Genomic DNA, 25,470 nt, shown 5'->3' with positions numbered 1-25,470 from the left:
ACGGTGCCGGCGGACGGAGGGGGTGTCCGCCGGCACCGGGAGGGGTCAGGCCTGTCCGACCGGTCCCAGAGGGGATCGCCGTCCGCCGTGTCCCAGCGCCTCGGCGACATCGGCCACGAGGTGCTTGCCGGCCTCGCCGTTGGTCAGGACCACGAAGCCGTTGCCGCGCTGGAGGCCGCAGAGGGACACGGCCTGGTAGCCGACCGGCGAACCGGCGTGACCGAACTCCACCTCGTCGTGGGTGGTGTCCACGACCGTGCCCAGTCCGTAGAAGCTGTCGCTGCTGGGCGCGAGCATCAGCCGGGCCGTCGGCTGCGACAGCAGGCCGAGCGGGCGGCCCAGGGCGGAGCGCCGGATCTCCAGCGCGGCCCTGGCCAGGTCGGCGGCGGTGGTCCACAGACCGGCCGCGGCCTGGTCGGCGCGGACCAGCCAGCCGCCGTCGACCGGCCGCCCCCGCTCGTCGTGGCCGAGGGCGACCGGACGTCCGGACCGTTCCGGGAACGCCTGGTCGAAGCTGGTCGCCCGCATGCCCAGCGGCTCGAGGACGAGCTCCGTCATCAGCTCGGCGAAGGGCCGGCCGGTGAGGTCGCACATGAGCTGCTGGAGCACCGAGTAGTGGACGTTCGCCTTGCGGAACTCCTTGCCGGGCACGGTCTCGCGGCCGACGGGCGGGGTGGTCGCGGGGGCCCGGCCGTGCAGCAGGTCGAGCAGCGACGGCACCGTGCGGGTGTCGCGTGCGAAGCCCTTGCCCGGGGTCGGTGTGAGTCCCGAGAGGTGGCCCAGCAGATGCCGCGCGGTCACCGGCACGGCGTCCGCGTCGCCGGGCACCCGCCAGCCGGTGAGGTACCGGTTGACGTCCGCGTCCAGCTCCAGGAGCCCCTCGTCCACGAGCTTGAGGACACCGAGCGCGGTGATGTGCTTGCTCAGTGAGCCGACGTGGAAGAGCGTCTCCTGGGTGACCGGTTCGGGGCCGTCGGCGGACCGGGTGCCGAAGGCTTCCACGGCCACCACCTCGCCGCCCTCGACGACGGCGACCACGGCGCCGGGCACCCGGTGCTCGGCGAGCCGGGCGGGCAGGGCCGACAGCGTGGACCCCGCGGCCGCCGGGGCAGTGTGCTGTTCCGCGGCCGCCTCCTGGGCCCGGGTCTCGGCGACGGCCTCGTCGACCATGGCGGCCAGCTCGGCCAGGTCCCGGGCCTGGTACTGCATGAACAGGGAGAGCGGCAGGTCCTGCTGGCGGGCGGCCGCGATCACCTGGATGACGAGGATCGAGTGCCCGCCCAGCTCGAAGAAGCTGTCCGAGGCGCCGATCCCCTCCTTGCCGAGGACCTCGCCCCAGATCTCCGCGAGCCTGCGCTCGGTGGGCGTGCGCGGGGCGATGTGCGCGGAATCGCCCGCCGTGGCCTCCGGCACGGGCAGTGCCCCGCGGTCGGTCTTGCCGTTCGCGTTGAGCGGGATCTCCTCCAGCTCCACGAACACCGACGGCACCATGTACTCCGGCAACACCTCCCCCAGATACGCCGCCAACCGCTCCCCCGACACCGAACCAGGCACACCCGACGCGACGACATACCCGACCAGACGCGTCTCCCCGCCGTCCGCCCGCGCCACCACCACCGCATCCCGCACCAGCGGACACCCCGCCAGCACCGCACCCACCTCGGCCGGCTCCACCCGGTACCCACGGATCTTCACCTGATCATCCGCACGCCCCAGGAACTCCACCGCACCACCCACACCCCACCGCACCACATCACCCGTCCGGTACAACCGCCCACCCGCACCACCGAACGGATCCGGCACAAACCGCTCCGCCGTCAGCCCGGGCCGACCCGCATACCCACGAGCCACCCCCACCCCACCCACATACAACTCACCCAGCGCACCCACCGGAACCGGCCGCAACCCCCCGTCCAGCACATACACCCGCATCCCCGGCAACGCACGACCGATCGGCACAACCGAGTCCGGGTCGGTGGAGAGCGGCACCGGGTGGACGGTGGTGCCGACGGAGGCTTCCGTGGGCCCGTACTCGTTGATCAGACGGCCCTCACCGAGCCAGCCCGCCCAACGCGCGGCCAGCCCACCCGGCAACGCCTCACCCGCCACCACCACCACACCCGCAAGCCCGGCCGCCTCCTCCGGCGACACCTGATGCGACAACACCTCCAGATGCCCCGGCGTCAACTTCAGGAAACTGAACGGCCCCTGCTCCACCAGCCAGCCACCCAGCGCATCCAGACCACCCTCCGCGTCGAACAACGCCACCCGCTGCCCCACACACAACGGCGCCCACACATTCGGCACCACCAGATCGAACGCCACCGACGAGAACACCGCACCACCGCCAGTGCCCCGGGCGGCGAGTTCGCGTGCCGCCCAGCCCACATGGTTGCCCAGGCCCCGGTGCGAGACCATCACCCCCTTCGGCCGGCCCGTGGAACCCGAGGTGAACACCACATACGCCACCCCGTCCGGATCCACCCGCACACCCGTACGCTCCGCCGACCGCGACGCGATCACCCCCGCATCCGCGTCCACGTCCACGACCGTCCCCGCGAACCCCTCGGGCCCACCACCACGCGTCACCAGCACACGGCAACCGGCATCGGCGAGCATCCCCGCCACCCGCCGCCCCGGCAACCCCGGATCCAACGGCACATACCCACCACCGGCCTTCCACACCGCCAGCAGCCCCACCATCAACCCGACACCCCGCTCCAGCAACACCCCCACCACGGACTCCGGACCCACCCCCAGCTCCCGCAGATGACACGCCAGCCGGTTCGCCTCCGCATCCAGCTCCGCATACGACAACGACACACCACCACACACCACCGCCACCGCATCCGGCGCCAGCACCACCCGCTCCTCGAACACCTCCACCACCGGCCGCTCCACCACCGGACCCACACCCACCGACCACTCGGCCACGGTGTCCGCCTCGCCCTCGGGCAGATGGACGAGCCGGGCGTCGCCGTCCGGGTCGGCCGCCATGGCCTCGAGGACCGCGCGGTACATCCCGGCCAGGCGGGCGGCGTCGGCGCGGCCGAGGGTGCGCGAGTCGGCCCGCAGGTTGATGCGGCCGGGCGCGGTCGACACCGAGAAGCCGAACTCGTTGGTGCTGTTCCCGGTACTGGCGCCGGCATCGATCATGCTGGTGTCGCTGCCGCTGAAGTCCTGGTAGCTGAAGTACACGTCGATGATCCGGCTGCCGCCGCCGAACTCCTGCTGGATGGCGGGCATCGGGAAGTTGCGGTGCTCCCACATGCCGAGTTCCTGCTCGAAGACCTTCTGCACCAGCTCCCGCCAGGTCCGGGCGGTGCGGTCGACGGCGAAGGGGAGGATGTTGAGGTACATGCCGTAGACCCGTTCGGCGCCCACGGCCTCGGGCCGCACATGCGCGACGAGGCCGGTGAAGAACTCCTCCTCGCGGGTGAGCTGGGAGAGGACCTTCAGATGGGCGGTGTGCAGCACGCTCTTCAGCGACACCTTCGCCGCCGTCGCGAGCAGCTGGAGCCGGTCGGTGAGGTCGTCGAAGGCCACCTCCAGCTTGTACTTCTCGGCGGTGCCCGCCGCCGCGTCGGCGCGGTCCCCCCAGCCCTCGGGCACGGTGAACTTCTCGCGGCCGGCGAGGATGTCCCGCCAGTAGGCGCGGTGTCCGTCCGAGGCCAGCGCGGACAGCTCGGCGGCGACCGTGTCGGCGAAGCGGATCGACGGGGTCTGCTGTTCGTCCGGATCCCGGCCGTCGGCGTACGCGCGGTAGATGTCGAGGAGTTCGGTCAGCAGGGCGCTGAAACTCCAGCCCTCGAGGATCACATGGGACTGCGCGATGGTGAACTGCCAGCTGCCGTCGCCGCACTGGTGGACCGCGATGCGCACCAGGGGTGCGGCGGCGTGGTCGAACGCGGTCGTGTTCTCGCGCTCCACGAACCGGCGCAGCGCGTCGTCCTGTTCGGCCTCGGTGAGGCCGCCGAGGTCGAAGAAGCGGACGGGCGCGGGCACTTCGGCGTGCACCAGTTGCAGCGGCACCGAGTAGCGGTCGAGCTCCAGGGAGGTGCGCAGCACGTCGTGGCGGCGCAGCAGTTCGGCGACCGCGGACCGCATGGCCCCGGTCACCACCGGGCGGCCGTCCCGTACCCGCAGGGAGGTCACGAGGTGGTAGTTGAGCCGGTCGCCGGCGCCGAGCATCTCGACGAGCATGCCGATCTGGTTCTGCAGCATCGGGTAGGCGTCGGAGAGGCCCTCGGGCAGCAGGGTGCGGTCAGCGTCGCCGATCAGCGCGAACGGTGCGACCGCCGGCGTCGTCGCACCGCCGTCGGTGGTGCGTCCGGAGAGCCGCTCGCACAGCGTGCCGAGCGTCTGCGCCTGGAGCGTCTCGCGGACGGTCACGGCGTATCCGGCCTCGCGCAGGGCGCCTACGAGCATCACCGCGCGGATGGAGTCGCCGCCCAGCTCGTAGAAGCCGTCGTCGACGCCGACCCGCTCGACGCCCAGCGTCTCCTGCCAGATCGCGGCGACCCGCTCCTCCAGCGGGGTGCGGGGGGCGACGTGGTCGCGCCCGGTGCGCGCCGACGAGGAGGTGCCGGGGTCCGGCAGGGCACGGTGGTCGAGCTTGCCGTTGACCGTCAGCGGGATCCGCTCCACCGCCACAAAGGCGGCCGGGACCATGTACTCCGGCAGTTCCCGTGCCACGAACGCCCGCAGTTCGGACGTCGACGGGAGTTCGCCGTCGGTGACGAGGTAGGCGACCAGCCGCTCGTCGCGGACGACCACCACGGTCTCGCGGATCGCGTCGTGGGCGGACAGCCGGGCGCTGATCTCGCCCGGCTCGATCCGGTAGCCGTGGACCTTGACCTGGTCGTCGATACGGCCGGCGAACTCCAGGCTGCCGTCCGGGCGGCGCCGCGCAAGGTCCCCGGTGCGGTACAACCGGGAGCCGGCCGGACCGAACGGGTCCGGTACGAAGCGTTCGGCGGTCAGTTCGGGCCGGTTGAGATAGCCGCGGGCGACGGCCGGGCCGCCGACGTGGAGCTCGCCCACCGTCCCCATGGGGACGAGTTCACCGAACGAGTCCAGCAGGTGGATCGTGGTGTCGCTGAGCGGGCGGCCGATCGGGGCCACGGCTCCCGGCGCGACATCGCGCGGGGTGAGCCGGTGGTAGGTGCAGTAGACCGTCGTCTCCGTCGGCCCGTACATGTTGACCAGCGCGGTCCGGCCGAGGCCGAGGCGTTCGACCCAGGGGCGTACGTCGGCCACTTCCAGCTTCTCGCCGGCCAGCACGACGGCCCGCAGCGACAGCTGCTTGATGCGCCTGTCGCCGGGCGCGGTCACGGTCGCGACCAGGGAACGGAAGGCGGTGGGCGTCTGCGCGAGCACGGTGACCTCGTGCTCGATCAGCAGGTCCAGGAACTCCTCCGGCGCGCGTGTCACCTCGCGCGGCACCACCACGAGCGTGCCGCCGTGCAGCAGCGCGCCCCAGATCTCGAACACCGACACGTCGAAGGCGTACGAGTGGAACAGCGCCCACACGTCGTGCTCGTCGAAGCCGTAGTGCTCCTGCATCGTCTCCAGCAGCCGCACCACCTGCGCGTGGGCGAGTGTCACGCCCTTCGGACGGCCCGTCGAACCCGACGTGTAGATCACGTAGACGATGTTGTCCGGCGCGGTGAGAACCGCCGGCGCGGTCCCCGGGCGCGACGCGATGACCTCCGCGTCCCGGTCCAGCACGACCAGCTCACCGTCGTACACGCCCGCCAGGACCGCAGCCGGCCCACCGGACGTCACCACGGCCCGCGCCCCCGCGTCCGCCAGCACGAACCCCAGACGCTCGGCCGGGTTCGCCGGGTCCAGCGGCAGATAACCCGCACCCGCCTTCAGCACACCCAGCAACGCCGGCACCAGCTCCCGCCCCCGCTCCAGAGACACCCCCACCAACGACTCCGGGCCCACGCCCAGCTCCCGCAAGTGGTGCGCAAGACGGTTCGCCTCCGCGTCCAGCTGCGCATACGTCAGCGACACCCCGCCCGCGACCACCGCGACCGCGTCCGGCGTCAGCGCCGCCCGCTCCTCGAAGATCTCGTGCACACACCGCTCCACCGGAGCGGTCCGTACGGAGGACACCGCGCCGAGCAGTGCCTCCCGTTCGCCCGCCGGCAGGTACACGGCCCGGGCGTCGCCGTCCGGGTCGGCGGCCATCGACTCCAGCACCGCGCGGTACATCCCGGCCAGCCGCTCGCCGTTGGCACGGCTGACGGCATGGCTGTGGGTGGCGAGCGTGAGGTGGTGCGTGCCGTGGCCGTGCACCGACAGCTCGAACTCGTTGGGCGCGTCGCTGATACCGGTGCCGGTCTCCACGACGTCCGTGTCCACCTGGTGGAAGTCGACGTAGTTGAAGTACACGTCGACCATGCGGCCGCCGCCCCACTGCCGCTGGATCTCCGGCATCGGGTAACGGCGGTGCCGCCACGCGGCCAGCTCGGTGTCCAGGACCTGGCGCACCGCCTCCCGCCAGGTGCGGGCGCCGCGGGTGAAGCCGAACGGCAGGGTGTTGAGGTGCATGCCCAGCACACGGTCGGCGCCCGGCGCCTCCGGCCGGGTGTGGAAGACGACGCCGGTGTGGAAGGCGTCCTCGTCCGTCAGCTGGCTCATCACCTTCAGGTGCGCCGCCAGCAGCACGCTCTTGACGGGGACGTGGATCTCGGCGGCGAGGGAGCGCAGCCGGTCCGCGAGGTCCTCGACGGGGACGCGGACGCTGTACACCTCCAGCGGCCGTCCGGAGCCGTCGGCCCAGTCGTCCGGCAGGGTGAGCGGCCGGTGCTCCTGGGCGACCCGCGCCCAGTGGGCGCGGTCCTCGGCCGAGGCCAGTGCTTCCAGCTCACCGGCGACGCAGTCCGCGAAGCGCACGGCGGGCGCCTGGTGGGGCTCCGGTACGCCGCCGTCCCTGAGCACCCGGTAGCAGTCGAGCAGCTCCGTCTGGAGGGTGTGGTGGCTCCAGCCCTCCAGGATCACGTGCGACTGGGTGAGCGTCAGCCACCACGCGTCGTCGCTCTCCAGGTGCGCGGAGATCCGCAGCAGCGGCGCCCGCGTCAGCTCGAACAGCTCGGCCCGCTCCCGGGCCGCGTACGCGCGCAGTTCCCGCTCGCCGGCCGCGCGGTCGGTGGTGCCGCGCAGGTCGGTGCAGGACACGGGCACCTCGGCCGTCGCGTGGACGATCTGCAGGGGTACCGACCAGCCCGACAGGTGCACCGAGGTGCGCAGCACCTCGTGCCGCTCGACCAGCAGCGCCACCGCCTCGCGCAGCGCCCGCTCGGAGAACGGGCCCGTGTCCCGGACCCGGACCATCGTCACGTTGTGGTAGTTGTTCCGGCCGTCGCCGGAGAGCAGTTCGGCGGCCATGCCGAGCTGTGCCTGCGTCAGCGGGTAGGCGTCCACGGCCGTCCCGGGCAGCCTGGCCCGGTCCGGTTCCGGCAGCAGGGCGAACGGCCGTACGCCGTCCTCGGCCGCCGTCCCCGCCACGGCGGGGGTACGACCGGCCAGCAGAGCGGCCAGCCGCGCGACCGTCCGGTGCTCGAAGACCTCCTGGACGCCGGTCTCGAAACCGGCGGCACGCAGGGCGCCCGCCAGCGCCACGGCGCGGATGGAGTCGCCGCCCAGCTCGAAGAACCCGTCCTCGACACCGACCCGCTCGAGGTCGAGGACCTCGCTCCACACCGCGGCGATCCGGGCCTCCAGCCAGGAGCGCGGCGCGACGTACTCGCCCGCGGCGAAGGCGTCCAGGCCCGGGGCGGGCAGGGCCCGCCGGTCCGCCTTGCCGTTGGCGCCCAGCGGCATGGCGTCCAGCTGCACGAACGCCGTCGGCATCAGCGCCTCGGGCAGTTCGTGGGCGAGCCGCGAGCGCAGCTCGGCCGGGTCGGCCGACTGGCCCGGGACGGGGACGACGTAGGCGACCAGCCGGGGCAGTCCCGCGGTGTCCGCACGGACCACGACGGCCGCGTTCGAGACTCCGGGCAGCGCGGCCAGCGCCGCCTCGGTCTCGCCCGGTTCGACGCGCGCGCCACGGATCTTCACCTGGTCGTCGGTGCGGCCCAGGAACTCGACGGTGCCGTCGGCGCGCCAGCGGGCCCGGTCGCCGGTCCGGTAGAGCCGGGCGCCCGTCGGGCCGAACGGATCGGGCACGAAGGCCCGCGCCGTCAGGTCCGGCCGGTTCAGATAGCCGAAGGCGAGGGCGACGCCGCCGATGTACAGCTCGCCGGGAGCGCCGACCGGCACCGGGTGCATCCCGGCGTCGAGGACATGGATCGTGACGTTCTGCATGGGCGCGCCCAGCGGCACCCGTTGCAGCCCCGCCAGCCGTTCGGGCGCGCAGTGCCAGGCCGACACGTCGACCGCGGCCTCGCACGGCCCGTACTGGTTGTGCAGCTCGGCCCACGGCAGCCGGGTGGTGAACTCCCGGGCGAGCGCCACGGAGAGGTCCTCGCCGCCGGAGACGACGATCCTCAGGGACCGCAGTTCGGACAGGTCGTCCGAGGCCAGGACGGCGGCCAGCATCGACGGCACGAAGTGCAGGTTGGTGACGCCGTACCGGGCGATCGCCGCCCGCAGGTAGGCGGGGTCGCGGTGGCCGCCGGGCCGGGCCACGGCGATGCGCGCACCCGCCATCAGCGGGCCGAAGATCTCGGCCAGCGACGGGTCGAAGCCGATCGGGATCTTCAGCAGCACCACGTCGTCGGAGGTCAGGCGCAGATAGGTGCGCTGCGTCCAGTCGAGCCGGTTGACCAGGCCCCGGTGGTCGCACAGCACGCCCTTGGGCCGGCCCGTCGATCCGGAGGTGTAGATGAGGTAGGCGGCGTCGTCCGGTCCGGTGACCGGCTCCGGGTCGTCCGTGCCCTGACCGCTCCAGCGGTCGGCGTCGTCCAGCAGGACCTCGGCCGCACCGCTGCCCTCGACCAGCGGCAGCAGCTCCCGCCGGGTGACCAGGACGGCGATCTTCGCGTCCCGGATCATGTGGGAGAGCCGCTCGGCCGGGTACTCCGGGTCCAGCGGCACATACACACCGCCGGACTTGAACACCGCGAGGACGGTGGCGACGAGGTCGACGGAGCGCTCGACGGAGACCCCGACGAGGGTGCCCGGGGCCACACCGACCGCCCGGAGGTGGTGGGCGAGCCGGTTGGCGCGGGCGTTGAGCTCGGCGTAGCCGACCTCCTCGTCCTCGCACACCACGGCCACCGCGTCGGGGGTGGCCGCCGCCTGCCGCTCGAACAGTTCGTGCAGACAGGCGTCGACGTGCTCGGCACCGGTGGCGTTCCAGGTGCCCAGGATCAGTTCCCGCTCCCCGGCGGGCAGCAGCGGTACGGTCGCGTCGCCCTCGTCGTCCGCCGCCATCGACTCCAGCACCGCCCGGTACATGGCGGCGAGCCGCTCACCGTCGGCCCGGTCGAAGTGCGCCGTCCCGGTCTTCAGGACGAGGCCCTCGGCGGCCGTGGTCACGGCGAGCGCGAACTCCATCGCCCCGGCGCCGAGCCCCGCGTCGGTGTCGACGACGGCGGTGTCGACGGCCCCCGTGAAGTCCAGGTAGTTGAACATGGTCTCCAGCAGCCGTCGGCCGGTGCCGGCCTGCCGCTGGATCTCCGGCAGCGGGTACCGCCGGTGCGGCCACAGCTCGACCTCGCGGGCGAAGACCCGCTGGACCAGCTCGCGCCAGGTCCGCGCGCCGCGGTCCACCGCGAACGGCAGGGTGTTGAGGTACATGCCCGGCACCCGGTCGGCGCCCAGCGCCTCGGGGCGGGCGTCGCAGACCAGGCCGGTGTGGAAGGCGTCCTCGTCGGTGAGCTGGCTCATCACCTTCAGGTGCGCCGCCAGCAGCACGCTCTTCAGCGACACCTTCGACCGGGTGGCGAAGGCCCGCAGCGGCGCCTCGAGGTCCCGCAGCGGGACGACGACCGTGTAGTCCTCGCCCGGTTCGTCGGCGGCGGTCGAAGCGGCCGGCAGGGAGAGGGGCGTGTACTCCTCGACGATGCCGTGCCAGTAGGCGCGGTCCTCGGCGGAGGCCAGCGAGGTGAGCTCACCGGCCACGAAGTCGGCGAACCGCACACCCGGGGCGTCGTACGGCTCCGGCTCCTGTCCGTCCCGCAGCCTGCGGTAGCAGGAGATCACCTCCGTCAGCAGGAAGTGCTGGCTCCAGCCCTCGGTGATGGCGTGGGGCTGGGTGAAGGTCAGCCGCCAGCCGGTGTCGTCCGCCACGTGCGCGGCGGCCCGCAGCAGCGGCGCGGCCGCGAGGTCGAGGACCGCCTCCCGCTCGGCGGCGACGAAGTCGCGAAGGGCCCGCCCCCGCGCCTCCTCGTCCAGCTCCCGCAGGTCGTGCACGGTCAGCGGGATCTCGGCCTCGGCGTGCACCAGCTGCATCGGTACCGAGCAGGCGTGCATGGTGAACGAGGTCCGCAGGATGTCGTGGCGTGCGGCCACGGTCCGCAGGGCTTCCCGCAGGGCGTCCGCGTCGAAGGGCCGCTCGTCATGGATCCGGAAGCCGCTGACGTTGTGATAGCTGTTACGGCTGTCGTCGACGAGCATCTCGACGACCATCCCGAGCTGGACCTGCGAGAGCGGATAGGCGTCCACGAGCCCCTCGGGCAGCCTCGCCCGGTCCTCCGCACCCACCAGCGCGAACGGCTCGACCCACCGGTCCGCGTCCACCACGGCGGGCCGCCCCGTGATCAGCCGCGCCAGCCCCGCCACCGTACGGTGCTCGAACACATCCCGCACCGCCACATCGAACCCGGCCGCCCGCAACGCCCCCACCAGGGCGACGGCCCTGATGGAGTCGCCGCCGAGCTCGAAGAACCCGTCCTCGACCCCGACCCGCTCCACCCCCAACGACTCCCGCCACACCGCCACCACACGCTCCTCGGTGGGAGTACGCGCCGCCACGAACCGGCTCCCGCTCTCCACCACGGCAGAGTCCGGCGCCGGCAGAGCACGCCGATCCAGCTTCCCGTTGACCGTCAGCGGAATCCGCTCCACCGCCACGAAAGCCGCCGGAACCATGTACTCCGGCAACTCCCGCGCCACGAACGCCCGCAGCTCCGACGACGGCGGCAGCTCGCCCTCGGCGACCAGATACGCGACCAGCCGCTCGTCCCGCACCACCACCACGGCCTCACGCACCGCGTCGTGGGCGGACAGCCGGGCGCTGATCTCACCGGGCTCGATCCGGTAGCCGTGGACCTTGACCTGGTCGTCGATACGGCCGGCGAACTCCAGGCTGCCGTCCGAGCGGCGCCGCGCGAGGTCCCCGGTGCGGTACAGCCGGGCACCGGCCGGACCGAACGGGTCGGGCACGAAGCGTTCCGCGGTCAGCTCCGGACGGTTCAGATACCCACGGGCCACACCAGGACCCCCGACATGCAGTTCACCCGGAACACCGACCGGCACCAACGCGCCCTCGGCGTCGAGCAGATGGATCGTGGTGTCGCCGAGCGGGTGGCCGATCGGGGCCACGGCTCCCGGCGCGACATCGCGCGGGGTGAGCCGGTGGTAGGTGCAGTAGACCGTCGTCTCCGTCGGCCCGTACATGTTGACCAGCGCGGTCCGCTCCAGACCCAGACGCTCGCCCCAGGGACGTACATCGGCCGATTCCAGCTTCTCGCCGGCCAGCACGACGGCCCGCAGCGACAGCTGCCCGACGCGCTTCTCGCCGGGCGCGGTCGCCGTCGCGACCAGGGAACGGAAGGCGGTGGGCGTCTGCGCCAGCACCGACACCCGCTCCTGCACGAGCAGGTCCAGGAACTCCTCGGGCGCGCGTGTCACCTCGCGCGGCACCACCACGAGCGTGCCGCCGTGCAGCAGCGCGCCCCAGATCTCGAACACCGACACGTCGAACGCGTACGAGTGGAACAGCGCCCACACGTCGTGCTCGTCGAAGCCGTAGTGCTCCTGCATCGTCTCCAGCAGCCGCACCACCTGCGCGTGGGCGAGTGTCACGCCCTTCGGACGGCCCGTCGAACCCGACGTGTAGATCACGTAGACGATGTTGTCCGGCGCGGTGAGAACCGCCGGCGCGGTCTCCGGGCGCGACGCGATGACCTCCGCGTCCCGGTCCAGCACGACCAGCTCACCGTCGTACACGCCCGCCAGGACCGCAGCCGGCCCACCGGACGTCACCACGGCCCGCGCCCCCGCGTCCGCCAGCACGAACCCCAGACGCTCGGCCGGGTTCGCCGGGTCCAGCGGCAGATAACCCGCACCCGCCTTCAGCACACCCAACAACGCCGGCACCAGCTCCGGCCCCCGCTCCAGACACACCCCCACCAACGACTCCGGGCCCACACCCAGCTCCCGCAGATGATGCGCAAGACGGTTCGCCTCCGCGTCCACCTGGGCATACGTCAGCGACACCTCACCGAACACCACCGCCACCGCGTCCGGCGTCAGCGCCGCCCGCTCCTCGAAGATCTCGTGCACACACCGCTCCACCGGAGCGGACGGAGCGGCAGGGAGGGCGGTGGAGGCCAGGACGTCCAGGTCGGCCGCCGGCAGGTACACGGCACGCGCGTCGCCGTCCGGGTCGGCGGCCATCGACTCCAGCACCGCGCGGTACATCCCGGCCAGCCGCTCGACGTTGGCGCGGCTGATGACATGGGAGTCCCCACGGATGCCGAGCAGACCGTTGATCGCCGTCACGGCGAGGGCGAACTCGTTGGGGTTCTCACTCAGCTCCGCGCCCTCGTCGACCAGTTCGCCGTCCACCTGGTGGAAGTCGAGGTAGTTGAAGAAGACGTCGACAAGACGCTCGCCGGATCCGTTCTGCCGCTGGATGGCGGGCATCGGGAAGTGGCGGTACGACCAGTTGGCGACCTCGCGCGAGAACACCTGGCCGACCAGCTCGCGCCAGGTCCGCGCCGTGCGGTCCGCGGCGAAGGGCAGGGTGTTGAGGTGCATGCCCAGGACACGGTCGGCGCCCGGCGCCTCCGGCCGGGTGTGGTAGACGACGCCGGTGTGGAAGGCGTCCTCGTCGGTGAGCTGGCTCATCACCTTCAGGTGGGCCGCCAGCAGCACGCTCTTCAGCGAGGTCTGGGAGACGGAGGCGAGCGCACGCAGCCCCGGCTCCAGGTCGCCCAGGCGGAAGGCGGCGCCGACCGGCTCGGCGGGGACGTCGAGGTCTGCGTGCCAGCCCGGCGGCAGCACGAACTTGGCGTGCGCGGTGACGACGTCCCGCCAGTACGCGCGGTCCTCCTCGGACGCGAGGGCGCGCAGTTCGGCGGCGATGGCGTCGGCGAACCGTACCGGCGGTGTCCGGTGGGGCTCCGGGCGGCGGGCGTCGCGCAGTTCGCCGTAGAGCGCCAGCAGTTCGCTGCTGAGCGAGTTCACGCTCCAGCCTTCGAGGACGACGTGCGACTCGGTGAGCCCGAGCCACCACGCCTCGTCGCTCTCCAGGTGGGCGGAGACCCGCAGCAGCGGGGCCGCCGAGAGGTCGAACGCGGCGGCGCGTTCCGCCGCGACGAAGTCCCGGAGCATGGTGTTCCGCGTGTCGGGGTCGGTCACCGTGCGCAGGTCCCGCACGGTCACGGGAGCCTCGGCGGACCGGTGCACGATCTGGAGGGGCACCGTGTATCCGTCCAGGTGGACGGAGGTGCGCAGGGCCTCGTGCCGCTCGACGACGGTCCGCACGGCCTCGTGCAGGGCGGCGGCATCGAACGGACGGCCGTCGCGGATCCGGAAGAGGCCGGCGTTGTGGTAGTTGTTCCGCCGGTCGTCGGCGAGCTGCTCGGCGATCATGCCGAGCTGGACCTGGGACAGCGGGTAGGCGTCGGCCGCGTCCTCGGGCAGCCGGGCCCGGTCGTCCGCGCCGATCAGCGCGAACGGATCGACGGACAGCTGCTGCGGCTCGGGGGCGGGCAGACCGGTGATCAGCTGGGCGAGCCCGGCGATGGTCCGGTGCTCGAAGACGTCCCGTACGGCGACGTCGAACCCGGCCGCCCGCATCGCGCCCACCAGGGCGACGGCCCTGATGGAGTCGCCGCCGAGCTCGAAGAACCCGTCCTCGACGCCGACCCGCTCCGCGTTCAGCACGTTCTGCCAGACGGCGGCGATCCGCTCCTCGGTCGTCGTCCGCGGGGCGACGAACACCGACTCCGCGAGCGCGCCCTCGCCAGGGACGGGCAGGGCACGGCGGTCGAGCTTGCCGTTGACCGTCAGCGGTATCCGCTCCACGGCGACGAAGGCCGCCGGAACCATGTACTCCGGCAACTCCCGCGCCACGAACGCCCGCAGCTCCGACGACGACGGCAGCTCGCCCTCGGCGACCAGATACGCGACCAGCCGCTCGTCGCGCACCACCACCACGGCCTCACGCACCGCGTCGTGGGCGGACAGCCGGGCACTGATCTCGCCCGGCTCGATCCGGTACCCACGCACCTTCACCTGGTCGTCGGCACGCCCCAGGAACTCCAGGCCGCCGTCCGGCCGACGCCGCGCCAGGTCACCACTGCGGTACAGCCGGGCACCGGCCGGACCGAACGGGTCGGGCACGAAGCGTTCCGCGGTCAGCTCCGGACGGTTCAGATACCCACGGGCCACACCAGGACCCCCCACGTACATCTCACCCGGCACACCGACCGGCACCAACTCCCCGAACCGGTCCAGCAGATGCACGGTGAGGTCGTCGAGCGGGCGTCCGATCGGGCTCGCCGAACCCCCGGCGGCCACGTCCTCCTCGGTGACCGGGGAGTACGTCACATGCACGGTCGTCTCGGTGATGCCGTACATGTTCACCAGCCGAGGCCGCTCCAGCCCGTGCCGCGCCGCCCACTTCTGCAGGGGCCGGTAGTCCAGGGCCTCGCCGCCGAAGACGACCGTGCGCAGGGCGAGGCCGTCGGCCTCGTCGTCGCGCCTGGCGTTCTCCTCGATGAGCTGGTTGAACGCCGACGGGGTCTGGTTGAGGACCGTGACCCCCTCGCGTACGAGGAGTTCGTGGAAGAGGCCCGGTTCCCGCGCGGTCATCTCGGGGACGATCACCAGGCGGCCGCCGTGGAGGAGCGCACCGAAGATCTCCCACACCGAGAAGTCGAACGCGTACGAATGGAACAGCGTCCACACGTCGTCCGCGCCGAACCCGTAGTGGGCCTGGGCCGTCTCCAGCAGTCGCACCACCTGCGTGTGGGCCAGCGCCACACCCTTCGGGCGGCCCGTCGAACCCGACGTGTAGATCACGTACACCACGTTGTCCGGCACCGCCGACACCACGGGAGCCGTCCCCGGCCGCGACGCGATGACCTCCGCGTCCCGGTCCAGCACGACCAGCTCACCGTCGAACACACCGTCCAGCACCGGCACCAGAGCACCGGAGGTCACCACGACCCGCGCACCCGCGTCCGCCAGCACGAACCCGAACCGGTCCGCCGGATTCGCCGGGTCCAGCGGCAGATAACCCGCACCCGCCTTCAGCACACCCAACAACGCCGGCACCAGCTCCGGCCCCCGCTCCAGACACACCCCCACCAACGACTCCGGACCCACACCCAGCTCCCGCAGATGATGCGCAAGACGGTTCGCCTCCGCGTCCACCTGGGCATACGTCAGCGACACCTCACCGAACACCACCGCCACCGCATCCGGCGTCAGCGCCGCCCGCTCCTCGAAGATCTCGTGCACACACCGCTCCACCGGAGCGGACGGAGCGGCGGGGAGGGCGGTGGAGGCCAGGACGTCCAGGTCGGCCGCCGGCAGGTACACGGCACGCGCGTCGCCGTCGGCACCGGCCGCCATCGACTCCAGCACCGCGCGGTACATGCCGATCAGCCGGTCGCCGTGGGCGCGGCCGAGGACGCGGGGATCGGCGGTGATGATGATGTGACCGGCGCGCGAGGAGACCGTCAGCGGGAACTCGGTCGGGCTGTCGTCGAGGCCCGCCCGATCGTCGACGACGGTGGCGTCCATCTGCCGGAAGTCCTGGTAGTTGAACATGACGTCCAGGAGCCGTCGGCCGCCTCCGGCGTCCCGCTGGATCTCCGGCATGGGGAACCGGCGGTGCGGCCAGAGCTCGACCTCCCGGGCGAACACCTGCTGGACCAGCTCGCGCCAGGTCCGCGCGGTGCGGTCCACCGCGAACGGCAGGGTGTTGAGGTACATGCCGAGCACGCGGTCGGCGCCGAGCACCTCGGGGCGGGCGTCGCAGACGACGCCGGTGTAGAAGGCCTCCTCGTCGGTGAGCTGGCTCATCACCTTCAGGTGCGCCGCCAGCAGCACGCTCTTCAGCGAGGCCTTGGCGGACGTGGCCAGCTTGCGCAGGTCCCGCTCCAGGTCCTCCCACGACGTCCAGGCCTGGTAGAGCTCGCGCGGACCGTCCTGCTCCCCGCCCCAGCCCTCGGGCAGGGAGAAGGGGGCGTGGCGCTCGACGATGCCGTGCCAGTAGGCGCGGTCCTCGGCGGAGGCCAGCGAGGTGAGCTCACCGGCCACGAAGTCGGCGAACCGCACACCCGGGGCGTCGTACGGCTCCGGCTCCTGTCCGTCCCGCAGCCGGCGGTAGAGGTCGAGCAGCTCCATCAGCAGGGAGTGGTGGCTCCACCCCTCCAGCACCGGATGGCACTCGGTGACCGAGATCCACCAGCAGTCGCCGTCTGTGACGTGCGCGAAGAAGCGCATCAGGGACGGTGTACCGAGGTCGAAGAGGTCGGCACGCTCGCGCACGGTGAAGGCGCGGAGCTCCTGCTCCACCTCGGCCTCGCCCCTGCCCCGCAGGTCCTGCATGCCGAGCGGGAGCTGAGCGGTGGCGTGCACCAGCTGGAGCGGGATCGTGTAGGCGTTGAGGTCGATCGACGTACGCAGCGCCTCGTGGCGCTCGACCACGACACGGCCGGCGGCTTCGAGCGCCTCGAACGAGAACGGCTTGTCGTCCAGGATCCGGAACGTACTGACGTTGTGGTAGTTGTTGCGGCTGTCGTCGACGAGCATCTCGACGACCATGCCCAGCTGGATCTGCGAGAGCGGATAGGCGTCCACGAGTCCCTCGGGCAGCCTCGCCCGGTCCTCCGCACCCACCAGCGCGAACGGCTCGACCCACCGGTCCGCGTCCACCACGGCGGGCCGCCCCGTGATCAGCCGCGCCAGCCCCGCCACCGTACGGTGCTCGAACACATCCCGCACCGCCACATCGAACCCGGCCGCCCGCAACGCCCCCACCAGGGCGACGGCCCTGATGGAGTCGCCGCCGAGCTCGAAGAACCCGTCCTCGACCCCGACCCGCTCCACCCCCAACGACTCCCGCCACACCGCCACCACGCGCTCCTCGGTGGGAGTACGCGCCGCCACGAACCGGCTCCCGCTCTCCACCGCGGCAGAGTCCGGCGCCGGCAGAGCCCGCCGATCCAGCTTCCCGTTGACCGTCAGCGGAATCCGCTCCACCGCCACGAAGGCGGCCGGAACCATGTACTCCGGCAACTCCCGCGCCACGAACGCCCGCAGCTCGGACGTCGACGGGAGTTCGCCGTCGGTGACGAGGTAGGCGACCAGCCGCTCGTCGCGCACCACCACCACGGCCTCACGCACCGCGTCGTGGGCGGACAGCCGGGCACTGATCTCGCCCGGCTCGATCCGGTACCCACGCACCTTCACCTGGTCGTCGGCACGCCCCAGGAACTCCAGGCCGCCGTCCGGCCGACGCCGCGCCAGGTCACCACTGCGGTACAGCCGGGCACCGGCCGGACCGAACGGGTCGGGCACGAAGCGTTCCGCGGTCAGCTCCGGACGGTTCAGATACCCACGGGCCACACCAGGACCCCCCACGTACATCTCACCCGGCACACCGACCGGCACCAACTCCCCGAACCGGTCCAGCAGATGCACGGTGAGGTCGCTGAGGGGGTATCCCACCCGGTTGGCCGCCGAAGGCTCGAAGTCCTCCTCGCCGACCCGGTAGAAGGTGGTGTGGACGGTCGTCTCGGTGATGCCGTACATGTTGACCAGCCACGGCCGCTCCAGACCCAGCCGGTCCGTCCACGGCCGCAACTCGCCCACCTCGAGCTTCTCGCCCGCGAAGATCACCGCACGCAGGGAGAGCCGGCCGATCCGCGGATCGTCCTGGCCCGCCGCCGCGACCAGCGACCGGAACGCCGTCGGCGTCTGCGACAGCACCGACACCCGCTCCTGCACGAGCAGGTCCAGGAACTCCTCGGGTGAACGCGTCACCTCACGCGGCACCACCACCAGGGTGCCGCCGTGGAACAGCGCACCCCACATCTCGAACACGGACACGTCGAACGCGTACGAGTGGAACATCGACCACACGTCGTCCGCACCGAACCCGTAGTGGGCCTGGGCCGTCTCCAGCAGTCGCACCACCTGCGTGTGGGCCAGCGCCACACCCTTCGGGCGGCCCGTCGAACCCGACGTGTAGATGACGTACACCACGTTGTCCGGCACCGCCGACACCACGGGAGCCGTCCCCGGCCGCGACGCGATGACCTCCGCGTCCCGGTCCAGCACGACCAGCTCACCGTCGAACACACCGTCCAGCACCGGCACCAGAGCACCGGAGGTCACCACGACCCGCGCACCCGCGTCCGCCAGCACGAACCCGAACCGGTCCGCCGGATTCGCCGGGTCCAGCGGCAGATAACCCGCACCCGCCTTCAGCACACCCAACAACGCCGGCACCAGCTCCGGCCCCCGCTCCAGACACACCCCCACCAACGACTCCGGGCCCACACCCAGCTCCCGCAGATGATGCGCAAGACGGTTCGCCTCCGCGTCCAGCTGCGCATACGTCAGCGACACCCCGCCCGCGACCACCGCCACCGCGTCCGGCGTCCGCCGCACCTGCTCCTCGAACACCTCGTGCGCACACCGCTCCACCCCGGTGGACGGGACGTGGCCGTCGAGGGCCCCGGTGACGATGGCGTGCTCGGCGCTGTCCAGCATGCGCAGGCGGGAGATACGGGCGGCCGGGTCGGCCGTGGCGCTGGTGAGGAACTCGAGGAAGTGCCGGGCCGTGCGCTGCGCGGTCGCGGGATCGAAGAGGGCGGCGGCGTACTCGACGCGTCCGTGGAAGGAGCCGTCGGTGGCCTCCTCGACCTGGAGGGTCAGGTCGCACTTGGCTACGGGCGCGCCGCCGGAGAAGGGTTCGACGCTCAGACCCGGCAGGTCCACGGCGTCCAGCCGGGACTCGTGCATGGTGAACGCGATCTGGTACAGCGGGGTGCGGGAGAGGTCGCGTTCGGGCTGGAGTTCGTCCACGAGCCGGGCGAACGGCACATCCTGGTGGTCGAAGGCGTCCAGCACCGTGGCGCGGGTGCGGTCGAGCAGGTCCGCGAAGGCGGGGTCGGTGTTCTCGTCCCACCGCCCGCGCAGGACAAGGCTGTTGATGCCGTATCCGATCAGCGACTGGAGCTCCGGCCGGGCCCGTCCGGAGACGACGGTGCCGACGGAGATGTCGCTCTGTCCCGTGCTGCGGGCCACGACCGCCCAGAACGCGGCCATCATCACCGTGAACGGGGTCGTGTCATGGGCGGCGGCGAGCGCGCGCACCGATTCCGACAGCCCCTCGGGGAAGTCGAACAGCACCTCGGCGCCGGTGTGGTCCCGCACGGCGGGGCGCGGCCGGTCGGTGGGCAGTTCGGTGGGGGCGGCGTCCGCCAGGGCCTCCCGCCAGTGGGCGAGCTGACGCCGCAGCGGCTCTCCGGAGAGCTGCTCGCGCTGCCAGGCCGCGTAGTCGCCGTACTGCAGCGCGAGCGGCTGCAGCGGAGACGGCCGTCCGTCGACGAACGCGCCGTACAGGGCGCTGACTTCGGTCAGGAGGATACGGGTGGACCAGGCATCGCAGGCGATGTGGTGGAAGACCAGGCTCAGGACATGGTCGTCCTCGGTGATGCGGAACAGCCGGGTGCGCAGCGGCCATTCGGTCTCCAGGTCGAACGGGGCCGCGGTGCCTGCCGCGACCAGTTCGGCGAGGTTCCGCTCGCGTTCGGCGGCGGATGCGCCGGGCACCTGCTCCGCGGGCAGGGCGGTCGCGGGTCCGTCGGGCGCGTCGACGAGCTGCACGGGGCGTCCGTCGTCGGTCATCGCGTAGCGGGTGCGCAGGATCTCGTGGCGGGCGGTGATCTCGCCCAGGGCACGCTCGAGCGCCTCGGTGTCCAGGGCGCCCCGCAATCTGACCACCAGCGGGATCAGATACTCGGTGCTGTCCGGGTCGAGCCGCTGCAGGAACCACATCTGCTGCTGCCCGGACGTCAGCGGCAGCGGGGCGGTGCGGTCGGCGCGCGGTATCGCGGCACGGCCGCCGCCCGTTCGCCGGCCGGCCAGCCGTCGCCGCACCAGTTCGTCACGGGCGGACGTGGCGGTGGACGGAACGTGGGACTCGGGGACCCCGTTGCTCATCGGTTCTGCTCCTTCGGCAGCATCGAGTCCGCCACGTCTAGGTCGGACATCATGTCGATTTCGGCTCTGATGCAGGCCTCGACGGCCTCGGCCAGAGCGGCGACGGTCGGTCCCTCGAAGAGGACGCGGACCGGAAGGTCGATCTCGTACTCGGCGCGCAGCGCGGCGATCAGGCGGATGGCGAGGATGGAGTTGCCGCCGACCTTGAAGAAGCTGTCGTGGACGCCGAACCCGACCGGGCCGAGGACGTCCTGCCACAGCTCGGCGATACGCTCCTCCACCTCGTCGCGGGGGGCGACGTGCGCGGAATCGCCCGCCGTGGCCTCCGGCACGGGCAGCGCCCCGCGGTCGGTCTTGCCGTTCGCGTTGAGCGGGATCTCCTCCAGCTCCACGAACACCGACGGCACCATGTACTCCGGCAACACCTCCCCCAGATACGCCGCCAACCGCTCCCCCGACACCGAACCAGGCACACCCGACGCGACCACATACCCGACCAGACGCGTCTCCCCGCCGTCCGCCCGCGCCACCACCACCGCATCCCGCACCAGCGGACACCCCGCCAGCACCGCACCCACCTCGGCCGGCTCCACCCGGTACCCACGGATCTTCACCTGATCATCCGCACGCCCCAGGAACTCCACCGCACCCCCCACACCCCACCGCACCACATCACCCGTCCGGTACAACCGCCCACCCGCACCACCGAACGGATCCGGCACAAACCGCTCCGCCGTCAGCCCGGGCCGACCCGCATACCCACGAGCCACCCCCACCCCACCCACATACAACTCACCCAGCGCACCCACCGGAACCGGCCGCAACCCCCCGTCCAGCACATACACCCGCATCCCCGGCAACGCACGACCGATCGGCACAACCGAGTCCGGGTCGGTGGAGAGCGGCACCGGGTGGACGGTGGTGCCGACGGAGGCTTCCGTGGGCCCGTACTCGTTGATCAGACGGCCCTCACCGAGCAAGCCCGCCCAGCGTGCGGCCAGCCCACCCGGCAACGCCTCACCCGCCACCACCACCACACCCGCAAGCCCGGCCGCCTCCTCCGGCGACACCTGATGCGACAACACCTCCAGATGACCCGGCGTCAACTTCAGGAAACTGAACGGCCCCTGCTCCACCAGCCAGCCACCCAGAGCATCCAGACCACCCTCCGCGTCGAACAACGCCACCCGCTGCCCCACACACAACGGCGCCCACACATTCGGCACCACCAGATCGAACGCCACCGACGAGAACACCGCACCACCGCCAGTGCCCCGGGCGGCGAGTTCGCGTGCCGCCCAGCCCACATGGTTGCCCAGGCCCCGGTGCGAGACCATCACCCCCTTCGGCCGCCCCGTGGAACCCGAGGTGAACACCACATACGCCACCCCGTCCGGATCCACCCGCACACCCGTACGCTCCGCCGACCGCGACGCGATCACCCCCGCATCCGCGTCCACGTCCACGACCGTCCCCGCGAACCCCTCGGGCCCACCACCACGCGTCACCAGCACACGGCAACCGGCATCGGCGAGCATCCCCGCCACCCGCCGCCCCGGCAACCCCGGATCCAACGGCACATACCCACCACCGGCCTTCCACACCGCCAGCAGCCCCACCATCAACCCGACACCCCGCTCCAGCAACACCCCCACCACGGACTCCGGACCCACCCCCGACTCCCGCAGATGACACGCCAGCCGGTTCGCCTCCGCATCCAGCTCCGCATACGACAACGACACACCACCACACACCACCGCCACCGCATCCGGCGCCAGCACCACCCGCTCCTCGAACACCTCCACCACCGGCCGCTCCACCACCGGACCCACACCCACCGACCATTCCGCGACCATCCCCGCCTCGTTCTCCGGCAGGACGGGCAGGTCGCCGAGCCGGCTGCCGGGCTCCGCCGCGACCGCGGCCAGCAGCTGTTCGAACTGGGCCGCCAGGCGCTTCATGGTGGCGGGCTCGAACAGGGCGGTGGCGTACTCGAAGGCGCCCTGCAGGGTGCCGTCGGCGGCCGGGCGCATCAGCAGCGTGAGGTCGGTGTGGGCCAGTCGCCAGGACTCGACGAGGGTGCCGGTGTCCTCCAGACTGCTCGCACGACCGGTGAACTCCTGGTCGTGCAGGTCGAAGGCGAGCTGGTAGAGCGGGGTGCGGGACAGGTCGCGCTCGGGCGCCAGGTCCTCGACCAGACGGTCGAAGGGCAGGTCCTGGTGGGCGAAGGCGTCCCGGCAGACACCGCGTACCCGGTCGAGAGCCTCGACGAAGGTGAGATCGGCGTCGAGTGTGCAGCGCAGCACCACGTTGTTGAGGAAGAAGCCGACGACGTCCTCGAGTTCGGGGCGGTCGCGGCCGGCCACGGGAGTGCCGACCGGGAGGTCCCACTGTGCGGTGTGCCGGGCCAGCAGGGTGGCGTAGGCGGTCAGCAAGGTCATGAAGGGCGTGGCGCCGCGGCTGCGGCCGAGGTCGGTGAGGGCCTCGGCCACGGCGGCGGGGACGGTGAAGGCGGCGACGGAGCCGCGGCCGTCCCGCGCCGGGGGGCGCGGCCGGTCGGTGGGCAGGGCCACCGGGGTGCTGTCCGCCAGGACGGCGCGCCAGTGGGCGAGTTCGCGCTCCAGCACGTCCTCGCCGAGCCGGGCCTGCTGCCAGCTCGCGTAGTCGGCGTACTGCACGCCCAGGGACGGCAGCACCGGGGTGCGGTCGTCGAGGGCCGCGGAGATCAGTTCGTGGAAGTCGCGCTGGAGGACCTGCGTGGACCAGCCGTCGCTGGTGATGTGGTGGACGGCCAGCACCAGGACGCGTCGGTCGTCGTCGAGGGTGCGCACCACGGTGGCCCGCAGCAGGGGGCCGCGTTCGAGGTCGAAGCCGTGGCCGAGGAGGGTGCCGAGCAGTTCGGCGAGGCCTTCCCGGGAGGTCTCGGTCTCGCCGAGCTCCACGGGTGCGGGTGCGTCGACGAGCTGGCGGGGTTCACCGTCCTCGGTGACGTACCGGGTGCGCAGGGACTCGTGCCGGGCGACGAGGGCGTCGAGCACCCGGCGGACCGTGCCGGTGTCCGCCTCGGCCGGGACCGGCAGGAAGACACCCGCCACCCACTCGGCGCTCCGGGGGTTCATCCGGTCCAGGGCCCACAGCCGGCGCTGGCCCGAGGAGACGGGCAGGCTGCCGCCGCGCGGTACGGGGACGACGGCGTCGAGGGAGTCCGTCTGCTGCGCGGTCTCGTCGGCGGCGGGGGCGATCAGCAGGGCCTGCGTCTCGATGGTGGTCGCGGTCAGCAGTCCGCGGAGCGGGATGTCCTGCTTGGCGGCGGCGCGCAGGTGGTTGGCGAGCCGGGTGAGTTGCAGGGAGGAGCCGCCGAGCTGGAAGAAGTCGTCGTGGACACCGACGTTCTCGGCCTTCAGCAGCTGCCGCCACACCCCGGCGACGAGCTTCTCCGCCTCGGTGCGCGGCGGGATGTGCGTCTGACCGGCGTCCAGGCCGCGCTCGGCCAGCGCGACGCGGTCGACCTTGCCGTGGGCGGTCAGCGGGAACTCCCCCGCGTCCAGGAAGGCCGACGGGATGTGGCTGTCGGGCAGCCGGCCGCGCAGGAAGTCCCGTACGTCGGCGAGGGTCTCGGGCCGGCTCAGCAGCAGATGGGCGGCGAGGCGAGTGGTGCCGTCCTCGGTCTTCACCGGGACGACGACGGCGCCGCGCACGCCGGGGTGGGCGGCGAGGGCGGCCTCGATCTCGCCGGGTTCGATACGGACGCCGTTCACCTTGGTCTGGTCGTCGAACCGGCCCAGGTACTCCAGGTGACCGTTGGGGTTCCAGCGGACCCGGTCACCGGTGCGGTAGAGCCGGGCGCCGCCGGTCCTGCCGTAGGGGTCGGGCACGAAACGGTCGGCGGTGAGGTCCGGCAGACCCAGGTAGCCGCGGGCCACGCCGACGCCGCCGACGTGGAGTTCACCGGGTGCGCCGATCGCGGCCGGGGCGCCGGCGGCGTCGAGGACCAGCACCCGCATGCCCGGGATGGGCCGGCCGATGGGCACGGGGCCGGTCGCCTGGGAGGGGTCGAAGCGGTGGGCGGTGACGTCGATGGAGCACTCGGTGGGACCGTAGGTGTTCCAGATCGTCAGGCCCGGGAGACCGGCCAGGAGGCGCTGGGCCAGGTCGGCGTGGAGGGGTTCGCCGGCCGAGAACAGCAGCCGGAGGGAGGTGCAGTCCGCCCAGCCGGGTTCCTCGGCGAGTGCCCGGAGGACCGAGGGAACCGCCTGCAGGACCGTCACCCCGTTCTCGGCGACGGCCCGCACCAGGGCGGCCGGGTCGCGTTCGGCCCCGGCGGGGGCGAGGACCACCGTGCCGCCGCTGACGAGCGGGGCGAAGATCTCCCAGCAGGAGGCGTCGAAGGTGACGGCCGTCTTCTGCAGGATCCGGTCCCGGGCGTCGAGCCCGTGGGCTTCGACCGCCCAGCGGACGCGGTTGGCGATGCCCTCGTGGGTGACGACGACGCCCTTGGGCCGCCCGGTCGAGCCGGAGGTGTGGAGGGTGTAGGCGGCCTGGGCCGGGTGGATGTCGACGGCCGGCGGGTCGGCGGGCCGGACCGCCAGCAGACCGGCGGTGTCGGCGGCGGCCGGCACCAGCGGGCGTACACCGGCCCGGGCTGCGAGGGGTGCCGTCGCCTCGTCGGTCAGGACCAGGTCGGCCCCCAGGTCCGCCAGCAGGCCCACCAGCCGGGCGGCGGGTTGCGCCGGGTCCAGCGGTGCGTAGGCGGCGCCGGCCCGCCATACGCCCAGGAAGGCGGTCACCAGGTCGAGGCCGCGCTCCAGGCAGACGGCGACCCGTGTGTCCGGGGTGACGCCGAGGTCGCGGAGGAGGTGGGCGAGCCGGTTGGCGCGCGCGTCCAGTTCCCCGTAGGTGAGGGACTGGGTTCCGTGGCTGACCGCGGTCCCGTTCGGCGTCCGAGCCGCCTGGATCGCGACGAGTTCCTGGACGGTGATGGTCTCGTCGAGCGAGCCGTTCCGTGCCGACTCGGACTTCATGGGTGCTCCTGGATGGTCAGCGGTGGATGGGGTGCGGCGCGACCGCGCGCGGCTCGCCGACGGCCGGCCGCCGACGGGC

Annotated in this window: 2 protein-coding genes; both read right to left on the bottom strand. The window is 72.4% G+C overall.

The features are described from left to right. Positions 1-45 precede the first annotated feature (45 nt). Positions 46-20,370, bottom strand: a complete 20,325-nt coding sequence (locus ACYQ8Q_RS25855) for an amino acid adenylation domain-containing protein (RefSeq protein ID WP_460068176.1) — start codon at positions 20,368-20,370, stop codon at positions 46-48. Next, positions 20,367-25,391, bottom strand: coding sequence for an amino acid adenylation domain-containing protein (locus ACYQ8Q_RS25850; protein ID WP_460068175.1), 5,025 nt, complete (start codon positions 25,389-25,391; stop codon positions 20,367-20,369). Before ACYQ8Q_RS25850 ends, ACYQ8Q_RS25855 begins: the two co-directional genes overlap by 4 nt. Positions 25,392-25,470: the final 79 nt, after the last annotated feature.

The sequence above is a fragment of the Streptomyces sp. YKOK-I1 genome, from assembly GCF_054660435.1.
This window is presented reverse-complemented; position numbering and strand designations above follow the sequence as displayed.

Bases quoted from the DNA above. Each gene is read 5' to 3' on its own strand.
- ACYQ8Q_RS25855 (WP_460068176.1), bottom strand. From the start codon at position 20,370: ATGAGCAACGGGGTCCCCGAGTCCCACGTTCCGTCCACCGCCACGTCC.
- ACYQ8Q_RS25850 (WP_460068175.1), bottom strand. From the start codon at position 25,391: ATGAAGTCCGAGTCGGCACGGAACGGCTCGCTCGACGAGACCATCACC.